This is a genomic window from Stenotrophomonas sp. SAM-B (assembly GCF_013387485.1).
GTDB lineage: Bacteria > Pseudomonadota > Gammaproteobacteria > Xanthomonadales > Xanthomonadaceae > Stenotrophomonas > Stenotrophomonas maltophilia_AA.
In genome coordinates this window covers 185,585-198,994 of record NZ_JABBXB010000004.1, presented here as the reverse complement: position 1 = coordinate 198,994, position 13,410 = coordinate 185,585, and the positions used below count along the sequence as shown (strand labels likewise).

At 66.9% G+C, this 13,410-nt stretch carries 12 protein-coding genes; 3 read left to right on the top strand and 9 right to left on the bottom strand.

What is annotated here, in order from left to right; translation table 11 throughout:
* Positions 1–26: 26 nt before the first annotated feature.
* From HH110_RS10995 to HH110_RS10985, 3 genes are read right to left on the bottom strand one after another with little or no spacing between them, the layout of a single operon-like run.
* The gene (locus HH110_RS10995; RefSeq protein WP_194243725.1) at positions 27–1,376 is read right to left on the bottom strand and encodes a metallophosphoesterase family protein; all 1,350 of its coding nucleotides are present in this window, start codon (positions 1,374–1,376) and stop codon (positions 27–29) included.
* 32 nt (positions 1,377–1,408) lie between these two features.
* The gene (locus HH110_RS10990; RefSeq protein ID WP_176989707.1) at positions 1,409–2,527 is read right to left on the bottom strand and encodes a phytase; all 1,119 of its coding nucleotides are present in this window, start codon (positions 2,525–2,527) and stop codon (positions 1,409–1,411) included.
* Positions 2,527–5,097, bottom strand: coding sequence for a TonB-dependent receptor (locus HH110_RS10985; protein WP_176989706.1), 2,571 nt, complete (start codon positions 5,095–5,097; stop codon positions 2,527–2,529). The genes HH110_RS10990 and HH110_RS10985 overlap by 1 nt, the downstream gene beginning before the upstream one ends.
* A 161-nt stretch (positions 5,098–5,258) precedes the next feature.
* Between HH110_RS10985 and upp the strand changes: the two genes are divergently transcribed.
* Together upp and HH110_RS10975 are read left to right on the top strand one after the other, a co-directional pair.
* Positions 5,259–5,894: a uracil phosphoribosyltransferase gene (gene upp, locus HH110_RS10980; protein ID WP_176989705.1), complete on the top strand. Its 636-nt coding sequence runs from the start codon at positions 5,259–5,261 to the stop codon at positions 5,892–5,894.
* Between the two features lie 106 nt (positions 5,895–6,000).
* Entirely contained in the window at positions 6,001–6,285 is a 285-nt protein-coding gene (locus HH110_RS10975; RefSeq protein WP_176989704.1) for a PsiF family protein, read from the top strand.
* A 121-nt stretch (positions 6,286–6,406) separates the two neighbouring features.
* On the opposite strand, the gene HH110_RS10970 is transcribed toward HH110_RS10975, so the two are convergent.
* The 6 genes from HH110_RS10970 to rsmD all read right to left on the bottom strand — a co-directional run bounded on the left by HH110_RS10970 (position 6,407) and on the right by rsmD (position 11,192).
* Entirely contained in the window at positions 6,407–7,294 is an 888-nt protein-coding gene (locus HH110_RS10970; RefSeq protein ID WP_176989703.1) for an MBL fold metallo-hydrolase, read from the bottom strand.
* Positions 7,295–7,390: 96 nt separating this feature from the next.
* Entirely contained in the window at positions 7,391–9,127 is a 1,737-nt protein-coding gene (gene ggt / locus HH110_RS10965; protein ID WP_176989702.1) for a gamma-glutamyltransferase, read from the bottom strand.
* Positions 9,124–9,408, bottom strand: coding sequence for a YfhL family 4Fe-4S dicluster ferredoxin (locus tag HH110_RS10960; protein WP_019183239.1), 285 nt, complete (start codon positions 9,406–9,408; stop codon positions 9,124–9,126). Before HH110_RS10960 ends, ggt begins: the two co-directional genes overlap by 4 nt.
* Before the next feature lie 125 nt (positions 9,409–9,533).
* A complete protein-coding gene (locus HH110_RS10955; RefSeq protein ID WP_070427135.1) occupies positions 9,534–10,025 on the bottom strand; it encodes a hypothetical protein in 492 nt (163 codons plus the stop codon).
* Between the two features lie 47 nt (positions 10,026–10,072).
* Entirely contained in the window at positions 10,073–10,582 is a 510-nt protein-coding gene (gene coaD, locus HH110_RS10950; RefSeq protein WP_176989701.1) for a pantetheine-phosphate adenylyltransferase, read from the bottom strand.
* A 7-nt stretch (positions 10,583–10,589) separates the two neighbouring features.
* Positions 10,590–11,192, bottom strand: a complete 603-nt coding sequence (rsmD, locus tag HH110_RS10945) for a 16S rRNA (guanine(966)-N(2))-methyltransferase RsmD (RefSeq protein ID WP_176989700.1) — start codon at positions 11,190–11,192, stop codon at positions 10,590–10,592.
* 286 nt (positions 11,193–11,478) lie between these two features.
* On the opposite strand from rsmD, the gene htpG reads away from it, so the two are divergent.
* Complete coding sequence (htpG, locus tag HH110_RS10940; RefSeq protein ID WP_176989699.1) at positions 11,479–13,377, top strand: molecular chaperone HtpG; 1,899 nt, start codon at positions 11,479–11,481, stop codon at positions 13,375–13,377.
* Positions 13,378–13,410 lie beyond the last annotated feature (33 nt).

Here is a 13,410-nt window from a genome sequence, read left to right as displayed (position 1 = left end):
CGCACCGCAGTGGCCCGGTCGGTCGGTCATTCCCAGCAACGGTCGGCGCGGCCCTTGAGGGTCTGGGCGCGCGTGCAGTCGCGGGGGGCGATGCGTCCCTGCGTCAGTTCGGCCTTCTGTTTGCGGCCATCGGCAGCGCGTGTCAACTCGAAGCCGTCGTACAGGCGGCCGGTGACGGTGCGCGCCTCGTAGCGAAGGTGCGTCGGATCGATCTTCAACACCTGGAACAGCTGCGTGTCCTCCCCCACCGGCGCCATGGTGGTCCGGGCCTCGTCGGAGAGCCGGTACTGCTTCGGCCCGGCGACGGTGACGACGAACTGCGGCGTCGCGCCCTGCCCTTCGCCACGGCGGCCATAGGTGTGGTCGTGGCCCTGCAGGACCAGATCGACCTGGTGGCGGCGCACCACCGGCAGCAGCACATCGCGCAGTTCGGTGTTCTCGCGGCCCTCGCGCGGGGAATAGAACGGCTGGTGCAGCAACACGATGCTCCACGGGTGCGGATTATCGGCCAGCACCGTGTCAAGCCAGGCGGCCTGCGCCTTGGCCGTGCCCAGATCGAGCGCGGAGGTACCGTCGAGCACGGCGATGCGCACGCCCTGGTAGTCGAACCAGTAGGTACTGGTATCGGCGGCGTCCACGCCGTTGCGCGGCAATGCGAACGTCACCGGCCAGTGGCGGCCCAGCACGCGGCGCTCCTGCGGCGTGTCTTCGAACTCCTCGAAATACTCGTGGTTGCCGATCGCCGGGGCGACCGCGGTCTCCTGCGGCAGCCAGCCGGCGGCCGCGAACCACTCGCCCCACTCGCTGTCATCCTGCCCGTCGCCGCCACTGACCAGGTCACCGGCGAACAGGCTCAGGCGCGCGTCCGGGGCCGCCTTGATGCCGGCCCGCAGGACCCGGGAAACGTGGCTGAGGTTCTTGTTCTGGGTGTCACCGAAATACAGCAGCGTGAGCGGCTGATCGGCACGCCCGGCCGTGCGCAGCTGGTTCCAGGCACTCCAGGTGTTCTGGCCCTGCACGCGCCACAGGTACAGGGTGTCCGGCTGCAGGCCGGTCACGTCGGCCCGGTGATGATGGGACGCGCCGAGTTCAGTGGTCAGCGCCTGGGTGGTCGCGGTGATGCGGGTCGGCGTGCCGACATCCGGCGAGTCACCGGCCACCACCCATTCCAGCACGGGCGCTTTCACCGAGGTGTCGGTACGCCAGGCGACGGAGAAGCCGCGCGCAGCGTCCTGCGCCGGCGAGGCGACCAATCGATCCGGGAAGCCGGTCGCTGCGTAGTGGCGGTTTCCGGCCGGCACCTGGGTGTTCGGCTCGGCACCGTTTTCGGCATCTTTCTTCGCCACGGCACTGCCGCTGCACAGCAGCAGCGCCATCGCCAGCGCGGTCAGGGCGGCAGGAACGCGGCTCACGCGCCACACTCCAGCGGCAGCGACATCTGCTTGGCGATGCTCGCCCAGTCGAACGCCACCACGCCCTGGTCATCGTGCACCGCGTACAGCGCGCCATGCGGGAAACGCGCGGACGGCGCCTGCATCGACCAGATGCCGTCGGTGTTGGCCACCGTATTGCCCTGGAACGCGCCGACATGTTTCAGGCTGTGCCGGTCGAACAGGTGGAACACGCTGCGCTGCTTGCCCTGCTCGGTGGTGATCCACCAGCCATCCTTGCCGCAGGTCCGCAGCATCACGCCTTCGGCCTGGGCCTGGAACGCATCGCGTCCGAAAGTGGTGCCGCTGAAACGGCCTTCCAGCGTGTAGACCTTGAACTCGCTGGCGTAGGTTTCGTCTTCTTCGGCGATCAGCAGGCGGTCGTTGGCCGGGTCGCCCCAGATCGATTCGACCACCCGCAGCGCGCCCGCTTCGGTCGTGTCACCGATGCTGGCGGTGAGCGTGGCCTGCGCCTTGCCGTCCTGCACGGTGAGCGCGTAACGGCGCACGCGCTTGTCCAGTTCGGCCAGCGGCGGCAGCACGTCGTTGCCCTGCGCGTCTTCGCCCGCATCGTAGGAATCGGTCACGTACACGTCGTAGCCGCTGCCCTGCTTGTTCACCCACAGGCCGTAGGGCTTGCGCAGGTCGTCGGCGGCGAACACACCCAGCGGGGTGAAGTCCGGCAGCTGCAGCACCTGCACGCGATGGTTGTCGCGCTCCACGATCAGCACCAGGTCATCGACCACGGCGATGCCGTTGGGGCGGTCGAACTGGCCGGGGGCGGTGCCGAGGCTGCCGACGTCACGCAGCTTCGCGCCGGTCTGCCCGTCGTAGACCACCAGCTTGTCGGTGGCCTTGGCGGTCGCGATCAACCAGACTTGGCCCTCGGGCGTGGTCCAGCTGGCCGGCGAGTCGATGTTGTCGTCCGGGGTCATCGGGGTCAGGAACGCCTCGGCGACCGTAGCGACATCGCGTGCGGCGGAGGCGCCGGCCGCAGCCGTCGGCGCGGCGGGTGCCGCAGCGTCCGGCGTCGCTGGCGGCGTGCAGGCGGTCAACAGCGCCAGCGCGAGCAGGCTCAGGCAATGGGAGGCGCGCATCACAGGGCCACCTTCAGGCCGAGGGCGTAGGTGCGGCCATATTCTTCGTTCTGCAGGGTGCGCGAGCGCACGCCCTGGTAGAGCTCCAGCGGCTTGTCGAGCAGGTTCTGGGCTTCGAAGTAGAGGCTCACGTTGGCGGTGAACTTGTAGTCCAGGCTGAAATCGAGCTGGGTATTGGGCGCCACGTAGATATCGTAGGCGCGGCTGTCGCCCAGCGAATCCAGGTACTCGCTGCGGTAGACCGCCGCCACGCGGGTGCTGAAACCGGCCTTTTCATAGCCCAGGTGTGCGCTGTACACATGTTTGGAGGCGCGCGGCAGCATGAATTCGTCGCGCTCGCGGCCGGCCACGCCCGGATCGAAATCGGTATCCAGCCAGGTACCACTGGCACCCACCAGCAGGCCATCCCAGCCGGCCGGCAGGAAGGCGAGCTGCTGCTGCCAGTTGAATTCGGCGCCCCTGACCGTGGCCTTATTGCCGTTGATCACACGGGTGACCTCGAAGTCCGGGTACGCGGGATCCGTGTTGCTCACCGTGTTGACGATATAGCCATCGATCGACTTGTGGAACACGCCCAGCGAGACGATGCCGGTGCTGCCGAGGTACTTCTCGAGCGACAGGTCGATGTTCTTCGATTCGTACGGATCCAGCTGTGGATTGCCGATCCGGACTTCTTCGTCGCCCCGGCTCAGGCCGACGCGCGGCGCCACATCGCCGAACGACGGGCGCGAGACGGTCTTGTTGGCGGCCGCGCGCAGCACCCAGTCATCGCCCGCGTCGTAACGCAGGTGCAGGCCGGGCAGCACGTTGGTGTAGCTGCGGCTCACGCTCAGCGGCGTGACCGTGAAGCTGCGGCCGTTGCTGGCCACCTCGACGCTGTTGCCGGTAGCGCTGAACTGGGTGTTCTCCACGCGCACGCCGCCGATGATGCGCAGCGCGCCGACATCCCAGGTGCCCATCGCATAGCTGGCGAAGATGTCTTCGCTGGCGGTGTAGTCCTCTTCCAGCGAGGTCAGCGCGTTGCCACCGGCGTCCTGCGGGCGGGCGCTGTACTGGCCGCCATGCTGGGCCCAGTAGCGACGCATGGCGTCCGAGCTCATGCCCTGGCCGAGGCTGCCACCGCGGTGATCGGGGGTGGCGGCGGTCCAGTCCGACAACGCCACGTCCGGGCCGACGCGCAGTTCGCGCTCGTCGACATTGACGTCGCGGTCGCGCCAGCGGCCGAGCAGGCCGAACTTGACGCTGGAGGAATCTCCATCGAAGCGCACGTTGATCTGCGCACTGCGCTCGCTGTCGTTGACCTGTTTCGGCGAGAGCACGAAGCGGTCGAAATCGTAGTTGCCGTTGTCCATCCACTGCGCGCTGGTCAGCGCATAGCGCGGGATGCCGCTGTTCTGATCGACGCTCGCGCCGAGGTCGTCGCCGTTGTACTCGAAGCGCGCCTCCATCTCATCGTTGACGCGCTCTTCGGTGCGGGTGTAGCCGACCTTGTAGTCGACAACCGCGTGGGTGAGGCGGTTTTCGCCACCAGCGCTGGTGGTGAAGGTATTTTCCTTCTTGGTGCGGTACCGCATCCGCTTCTGGATCGCATCGGCCGGCAGGTCCTCGACACGGTACTGGTTGTTGCCCAGCGCGGTGACCTCGCCATCGCCGAAGTTGAAGATCGTGCGCTGACGGGTTTCTGCATCGTCGAACTGGCTGTACAGCGTGCGCAGGTAATAGCGGTTGTCTTCATCCGGACGCCAGTCGAGATTGAGGTTGGCGCCGATGCGCTTGCGTTCGATCTCGTACTTGCGCTGCTGCAGGCTGTTGGCGAACAGGTCGTCCTCCGCACCCCCGTCGAGTTCGCCGTACTCCACTTCGGTGTTGTCCGACTCGAACTTGCGGTTCTGGTAGTTCACGCCCAGCGCAACGCCGAACGTATCGGCGAACACTTCGCTGTAATTGATCGCCGCCTTCGGGCTGGTGTTGCCGGAGAGCTGCTGGTGACTGGCTTCGATCTTGCCGCGCAGGTTGCGGCCTTCGCGGTCGAAGGCGGAGGCGGACTCGACCAGGATCGCACCGCCGATCGCGTCGCCGGGCATGTCCGGGGTCGGCGATTTGACCACGCGCAGGCGCTCGGTCGAATCGGAGGGAATCACATCCAGCGGCGCCGCACGGCTCGAATCTTCCGGGGTGCCGATGGCGATGCCGTCGACACTGACGCTGTTGAGGTTGGCATCCAGGCCGCGGATGACCACGAAGCGCCCCTCGCCCTGGTCACGGGTGACGCTGACGCCCGGCAGGCGCTGCAGCGATTCGGCCACGTTCTTGTCCGGATAGACGCCCATGGCATCGGAGGACACCGCATCTTCGATCGCATCGCTGCTGCGCTTGAGGTCGACCGCACGGGTCTGCGACTCCAGCTGCGGGCGGACCTCGACGCGGTCCAGGTCGATGGCGGCGGCCCCGGCGGCGGCGCTGCCGGCCACCGTGCTGCCATCGGGGGTGTCGGCGGCATGGGCCGACGGGGTGATCACCGCCAGCAACGAAAGGCTGATCGCCAGGCCCAACGGACGCTTCTTCTGCACTGCATTCCCCAATCTGTGTAAAGAATGGGTCAGGACGGTATGTCCGGGAGGTTGCATGGGGATGACACCGGGGACATCGAGGCGATCAGCGGCGGCTTCGGCTTTTGGCTTCGGTGGGGTGTTGCGGCACACTATCGGCCTCTCCTTTGCCAGTCTCCCCCATGAAAATCGTCGAAGTGCGCCATCCGCTGGTGCAGCACAAGATCGGCCTGATGCGCGATGCGTCCCTGAGCACCAAGGACTTCCGCGAGCTGGCCAATGAACTCGGTGGGCTGCTGGCCTATGAGGCCACCGCCGATCTGGAGACCGAGGCCCACACCATGGCCGGCTGGGCCGGGCCGGTGACGGTGCAGCGCATCGCCGGGGCCAAGATCACCGTGGTGCCGATCCTGCGCGCCGGCCTGGGCATGCTCAGCGGCGTGCTCTCGCTGATCCCGGCCGCGCGCCTGAGCGTGGTCGGCCTGCAGCGCGATGAGGAAACCCTGCAGCCGGTGCCCTACTTCGAGCGCCTGACCGGCCGCCTGGAAGAGCGCGATGCGCTGATCCTGGACCCGATGCTGGCCACCGGCGGCACCCTGATCGCCACCATCGACATGCTCAAGCGCGCCGGCGCCCGTCGCATCAAGGGCATCTTCCTGGTCGCCGCACCGGAGGGCATCGCCGCGGTGCAGGCCGTGCACCCGGACGTGGAAATCTTCACCGCCGCGATCGACGCCCAGCTCAACGACAAGGGCTACATCCTGCCGGGCCTGGGCGATGCCGGCGACCGCATTTTCGGGACCCGCGTGGTCGGTTGATCCACGCGTTGGCTGGCGGCCCTGCGCGGCCGCCGGCTTCTTCACGCGGCCTGCTCAGGGCGAGGCAGAAGCTGCGCGCAACCCTACCCGTGCGCGGAGTGTTGCCATGAAGACTGCGTCCCTGCTGGCCTGCCTGCTGCTGATCGGCAGCCCCGTGCTGGCCCATGCCGCTACCCCGCAGCAACAGCGCATGGCCGACTGCTCGGCCAAGAACAAAGGCAAGACCGGCGAGGACTACAAGACCGCGCAGAAGGCCTGCCTGAGCGCGCCGGCACCGGTAGCGACCACGCCGCAGGAACGCATGAAAACCTGCAATGCCGATGCCGCCGCGAAGAAGCTGGCCGGCGATGCGCGCAAGATCTTCATGAGCGGGTGTCTGAAGGCGCATTGAGGGTCGCGCCGGTTTTGGACGGTGCGTGGACGGGGTGCCGTGCCGACCAACGGTCGGCACCTACCGGCTTGCTTGGACGGACGCCCAACGGTCGGCACCTACCGGTGTGGTTGCGCAGGCGTTACGCCAGCGCGCGGGCCTTCAGTTCGCCCTGTTCGTGCAGGGTGCCGAAGCGGCCCTTCTCATCGCGTGACACCTGCGCCATCGCGCACTGCGGGTCATGGGTGAAGAACAGATGGACGTTGCGGGCGAACTTGTCTTCCAGGAAGCTGCGCTTCTCGTCGATCAGCAGCTCGGCGTTGCGGTCGTAGCCCATGGTGATCGGAACATGCACCCATGAGCGGCCCGGGATCAGGTCCGCACAGAACACCACGCCGCCTCGCGGCTGACCCTCCACGGTCTCCGGCCCGATGATCTCCGCCAGCATCAGGCCCGGAGTATGCCCGTCGCTGAAGCTGAAACGCACGCTGTCGCCCAAGGTTTTCGAGTACGGGCCATCGACGATTTCCAGCCGACCGCTCGCCTCCAGCAGGCCGGGCAGTTCCGGAATGAAACTGGCGCGGTCGCGTGGATGCGGATGCAGCGCGCGGGCCCAGTGCTCGGCCCCGACCAGGAAGGTCGCATTCGGGAACAGCAGTTCGGGCGAGCGGCCCTCGCTCCACGGCGCCAGCAGGCCGCCGGCGTGGTCGAAGTGCAGGTGGCTCAGTACCACCACGTCGATGTCTTCGTGCTCGAAACCCGCCTCGCGCAGCGATTCGATCAGCACGTGGCTGGGTTCCTGCACGCCGTAACGGTCCCGCAGTTTCGGCTCGAAGAAGGCGCCGATGCCGGTTTCAAACAGCACGGTCTTGCCGGCCAGCGGGCTGGCCAGCAGCGCGCGGCAGGCCAGCTCGATCCGGTTGAGATCGTCCGGCACTGCCCATTTTTCCCAGACCGCGCGCGGCGCATTGCCGAACATCGCGCCGCCGTCGAGTTTCTGCGAGTTACCGCGGATGGACCATAGTTTCATCCGCAAATTATCGTCGCGCGACCGTTAAATATTCGCTAGCCGTCGCCCATGAAAAAACCCCGCCACTGGGACGGGGTTTTTCGTTTCCGCACTCAATCAGTGCGCTTGGCTGACCTTGGCGCTGCCCACCGGGTTGCGCGGATCGCTGCCACCGCTGAGCACGTTGCTGCGGCGGTCCCATTCCACGGTCTGCAGGTTGCCCCAGACGTGGCTGGAACCCCGGCCGCCGGCAGCGCTGTCGCCGGGCAGATCGATCTTGTGGCCCATCGCCTGCAGCTGCTTGATGGTATCCGCATCGAAGGTGCCGTCCTCGGCCTCGATCAGGTCCGGCAGCCACTGGTGGTGGTAGCGCGGCAGCGCGGCGACCTGCTGGGCGGTCAGGCCGTCGTCGTAGCCGAGGATGCCGAGCAGCACCATGGTGATGATGCGGCTGCCACCGGGCGTACCGAGCACCACGACCTTGTCGGCGGATTCCATGAAGGTCGGCGTCATTGAACTGAGCATGCGCTTGCCCGGCTTGGGCGCATTGGCCGCATAGCCCATCACGCCGAAGGCATTGGGCGTGCCCGGCTTCAGCGCGAAATCGTCCATTTCATTGTTCAGCAGCACGCCGGTACCCGACGGAATCAGGCCCGAGCCGTACAGCAGGTTCACGGTCTGGGTCGCACCGACGCGGTTGCCTTCGCGGTCGATGATCGAGAAATGCGTGGTCTCGTCATCCTCCAACGGGGTCGGGTTGCCCGACAGCAGATCGCTCGGGGTGGCCTTCTCCGGGTGGATGGTGGCACGCAGGCCCTGGGCGTAGTCCTTGCTGGTCAGCACCTTCTGCGGGATATCCACGAAGTCCGGATCACCCAGGAAGAAGGTGCGGTCGCGGTAGGCGCGGCGCATCGCTTCCACCACCAGATGGGTGCGGTGGGCCTGGTCCATCGACTTCAGATCCCAGCCTTCCAGGATCTGCAGCATGGCGGCCAGCGCAATGCCGCCGGAGGACGGCGGCGAGGCGGTGGTGATGGTCCAGTCGCGGTACTTGAACGCGATCGGCTCGCGCAGCTTGACCCGGTAGCCGGCCAGTTCCTCGGCGGTCCAGTGGCCGCCGGCCTGCTTGACGCCCTTGAGCAGCAGCGTGCCGGTCTCGCCGCGGTAGAACCCATCAAAGCCCTGGTCGGCCAGGCGCTCCATGGTCCGCGCCAGTTCCGGCTGGCGGAACAGGTCGCCCTCGGCGATCGGCTTGCCGTTGCGCTCGTACACCTCGCGCGTGCCGGGATAGCGCTGCATCACCTCGCGCCGGGACTGATAGCCCTTGGCCATGCGCGCGTACACCGGGAAGCCTTCGCGTGCGATGCGCATCGCCGGTTCCAGCGAAGTCTTCAGCGGAAGCTTGCCGTGTTTGGAGGACAGCTCCACCAGCGCTGCCGGCAGGCCGGGGATGCCGGCCGACCACGCACCGTTGACCGAACGGTCGCGGTCCAGCTCGCCCTTCTTGTCCAGGAAGGCGGCCGGGGTTGCGGACTGCGGCGCGGTTTCGCGCGCATCCAGCATCACGTCCTTGCCGGTGGCGGCATCGTGCAGCAGGAAGAAACCGCCGCCGCCGAGGCCCGAGCTGATCGGCTCGACCACCGCCAGGGTGGCGGAGACCGCCACCGCGGCATCGAACGCATTGCCGCCCTTGGCCAGGATTTCCATGCCGGCTTCCGTCGCCAGATGGTGACCACTGGCGACGGCCACGCCATCCGGATGTTTGGCCAGGACCGCCTGCGCGGATCCGGCAGCCCAGGCACTCGGGGCCACCAGCAGGACGAGCAGCAACCAACGACGCGACAGCGTTCTCATTTCGGCAGAAACTCCGTGACATACAATTCGGGATGATCGCGCTGCAGCCCGCGCAGTTTGGCGAGCAGGGCGTCCTGGGTTTCCGGAATGTCCGGATCGGGATCGATGCATTCGACCGGGCAGACGACCACGCACTGGGGTTCGTCGAAATGCCCCACGCACTCGGTGCAGCGGGCCGGATCGATCACGTAGATGGTTTCACCCATCGAGATGGCCTGATTGGGGCAGGCCGGCTCACAGACGTCGCAATTGACGCAGAGCTCATTGATTTTCAGCGACATGGCGTTACTCCACGCCCGCGCCGGCGGATGAGAACCGGCCCACGCGGGCGCGCGGGCCGGTCATCGGTGACGCCCCTGCGGGCGCCACCCGGGCCGCGCACAAGGCGCGGCCGCCACTGCACGGGTTACTTGGCTTCGACGAAGATGTACTCGGCGCCGGTCGGCTGGATGATCGACTGGACGCGGGCGTTGTCGGCGGCCTTGCCGATGAAGACCACGCGCACACCCTTCATCGAGTCCGGCGAGACGTCCTTGAACACGGCCTGGATCATGTCGGCCATCTTGGCCGAAGCCGAGGAACCGAAGGCCAGCATGTTGCCCGGCTGCACGCCACGGGCGACGGCCTGGGTGGCGCTTTCGACCTGACGCTCATACTTGGCGGCGAATTCCGGATCCGATTCCGGCGAGAGGTAGTACAGATACGGGCTGTTGCTGATGTTGCCCATGTTCTGCACGGCCACGGCCTGCAGGTACTTCTTCCAGCCGGCATCGTCATCGGCAGCCGGGGCGACCAGCGCCTGCTGGGCTTCGACGACCGGTGCGGCCTCTTCCTTCTTGCAGGCGGTGAAGGCCAGCGCGAACGACGCGATCAACATGGCACGCATGGTGTTGTTCATGGAATTCCTCCCTTGGTGATTCTTGGTATGTATGGGTCTGACAGGTACTACGCTTGGCCCGACTTCGCTTCACGGACCTTGCGCAGCGCCTCAAGCACGGCGGACGGCACAAAGCCGGACACGTCGCCGCCCAGGCGGGCGATCTCGCGGACCAGCGAAGACGAAATGAAGCTGTGCTGCTCGGCCGGGGTCAGGAACAGCGTCTCGACCTCCGGGATCAGATGACGGTTCATGCTCGCCATCTGGAATTCGTATTCGAAATCGGATACCGCGCGCAGGCCGCGCAGCAGCACCCCGCCCTGCACCGAGCGCACGAAATGCGCCAGCAGGGTATCGAAGCCACGCACTTCCACGTTGCGGTTGTGGCCCAGCGCATCGCGGGCCAGCTGAACGCGCAGGTCCAGCGGCAGCGTCGGCCCCTTGGACGGACTCTGCGCCACGCCCACCACCACCTTCTCGAACAGGGGCGCAGCGCGGTTCACCAGATCGATGTGACCGTTGGTGATCGGATCGAAGGTGCCCGGGTACACGGCAATGCGGCGGTTGGCCACGGTCATACGGTAGCTACGCGTGTTGGTCTGGTGAAAGTGTAGCAGTGGCGCGCCGATACAGGGCAAAACGGACCTCCCGGGTGCCCCCCTCGCGGTGCAGCAGCCACGTCGCGGGCATCTTCGGCGCCTGATCGGCCGGCGACTCCACGTACAGCCAGGCATCGGCGGCCAGATGCGACGGCAGGCCGGCGATCACCGCCTCCCACAGCCCATCGGCAAACGGCGGATCGACGAACGCGATATCCGCCAGCGGCCCGGCCGGCTGCCGCAGCCACTGCAGCGCATCGGCCTGGACCACCGCGATCTGGTCCTGCGCCCCCAGCCCGGCGACCGACTCGCGCAACTGCCGGGACAATGCCGCATCGCGCTCGACCAGCGTCGCCTGCGCCGCCCCGCGCGACACCGCCTCCAGCCCCAGCGCCCCGCTCCCGGCGAACAGATCCAGCACCCGCGCCCCGCCCAGGCGCGGCATCAGCCAGTTGAACAGCGTCTCCCGCACCCGGTCACTGCTGGGCCGCAGCCCGGGCGACAGCGGTACCGGCAGCTTCGTATTGCGCCACCTGCCCCCGATGATCCGCACCTGGCCCACGGCGGCTGCCGGCTGGCGCGGCTTCATGCGTGGCTCCTGGGGCAGAGGGGGATGGGAGGGGCGAACGGGCGGAAACGGGTCATGGGCACGGATGGCAGGCAGTTCAGGACGACATTCTAGGCGGTCCGGTGGTTGCCTCCACCCGGTGCCCCGATGCCGGAAGGAAATGCAGCCACGCATGGCGTGGCTCTACCGGCCGCACGTACGACCTACGAGCCGAGGGCGGCGGCCTTGAATTCGGGACAATCCACCCCTACCCCTTGAGCCAGCCGCCGCGCCGGGCGCGGCAATGTCCCAAGGAGCAACACGACCCATGACCGTGCAGACCCAAAAAGAAACCCTGGGCTTCCAGACCGAAGTCAAACAGCTGCTGCAGCTGATGATCCACTCGCTGTACTCCAACAAGGAAATCTTCCTTCGCGAGCTGATCTCCAACGCGGCCGACGCCTCGGACAAGCTGCGCTTCGAAGCGCTGACCCAGCCGGACCTGCTCGAGAACGACGGCGACCTGCGCATCCGCGTCAGCTTCGATGCCACGGCCAACACCCTGACCATCGACGACAACGGCATCGGCATGAGCCGTGACGAAGCGATCGCCCACCTGGGCACCATCGCCAAATCCGGCACCGGCGACTTCCTGCGCCAGCTCTCCGGCGACCAGAAGAAGGACTCCCAGCTGATCGGCCAATTCGGCGTTGGCTTCTACAGCGCCTTCATCGTCGCCGACCAGGTCGACGTCTACTCCCGTCGCGCCGGCCTGCCCGCCAGCGAGGGCGTGCACTGGTCCTCGCGCGGCGAAGGTGAGTTCGACGTGGAAGGCATCGACAAGCCCGAGCGCGGCACCCGCATCGTCCTGCACCTCAAGGATGACCAGCGCGACTTCGCCGACGGCTGGCGCCTGCGCGGCATCATCAAGAAGTACTCCGATCACATCGGCCTGCCGATCCAGATGGTCAAGGAACACCACGGCGAAGACGCCCCGGCCGAGATCGAATGGGAAACCGTCAACCGTGCCAGCGCGCTGTGGACGCGGCCGCGTACCGAGATCACCGACGCCGAGTACCAGGAGTTCTACAAGCACGCCGCGCACGACCACCAGGACCCGCTGGCGTGGAGCCACAACAAGGTGGAAGGCAAGCTCGAGTACACCTCGCTGCTGTACGTCCCCGGCCACGCCCCGTTCGACCTGTACCACCGCGATGCGCCCAAGGGCCTGAAGCTCTACGTCCAGCGCGTCTTCGTCATGGACCAGGCCGAGCAGTTCCTGCCGCTGTACCTGCGCTTCATCAAGGGCGTGGTGGATTCCAACGATCTCTCCCTGAACGTCTCGCGCGAAATCCTGCAGTCCGGCCCGGTCATCGATTCGATGAAGTCGGCGCTGACCAAGCGCTCGCTGGACATGCTGGAGAAGCTGGCCAAGGACAAGCCGGAGGTCTATGCCGGCTTCTGGAAGCAGTTCGGCCAGGTCCTCAAGGAAGGTCCGGCGGAAGACTATGGCAACCGCGAGAAGATCGCCGGCCTGCTGCGCTTCGCCACCACCCATGACGACAGCGGCGAGCCCAGCGTCTCGCTGGCCGACTACGTGGGCCGCATGATCGAGGGCCAGGACAAGATCTACTTCCTGACCGGCGACAGCCACACCCAGGTCAAGGACAGTCCGCACCTGGAAGTGTTCCGCAAGAAGGGCGTGGAAGTGCTGCTGCTCACCGACCGCATCGACGAGTGGCTGATGGGCTACCTCACCGAGTTCGACGGCAAGTCGTTCGTCGATGTCGCGCGTGGCGATCTGGACCTGGGCGCGCTGGAAAGCGCCGAAGACAAGCAGGCCCAGGAAGCCGTCGCCAAGGACAAGCAGGCGCTGGTGGACCGCATCAAGACCGCACTGGGTGACGACGTCGCCGACGTGCGCGTTTCGCACCGCCTGACCGATTCGCCGGCGATCCTGGCGATCGGCGAACAGGATCTGGGCCTGCAGATGCGCCAGATCCTGGAAGCCAGCGGCCAGAAGGTGCCTGACAGCAAGCCGGTGTTCGAGTTCAACCCGGGCCATCCGCTGATCGGCAAGCTGGATCAGGAAGGCGATGCCGCGCGCTTCGACGATCTGAGCCGCGTGCTGTTCGACCAGGCCGCGCTGGCCGCGGGCGACACGCTGAAGGACCCGGCGGCGTATGTGCGCCGGCTCAACAAGCTGCTGCTGGAGCTGTCGGCGTAACGGGCGCTACGGGAGGGTGCCGGCCACAGCGGC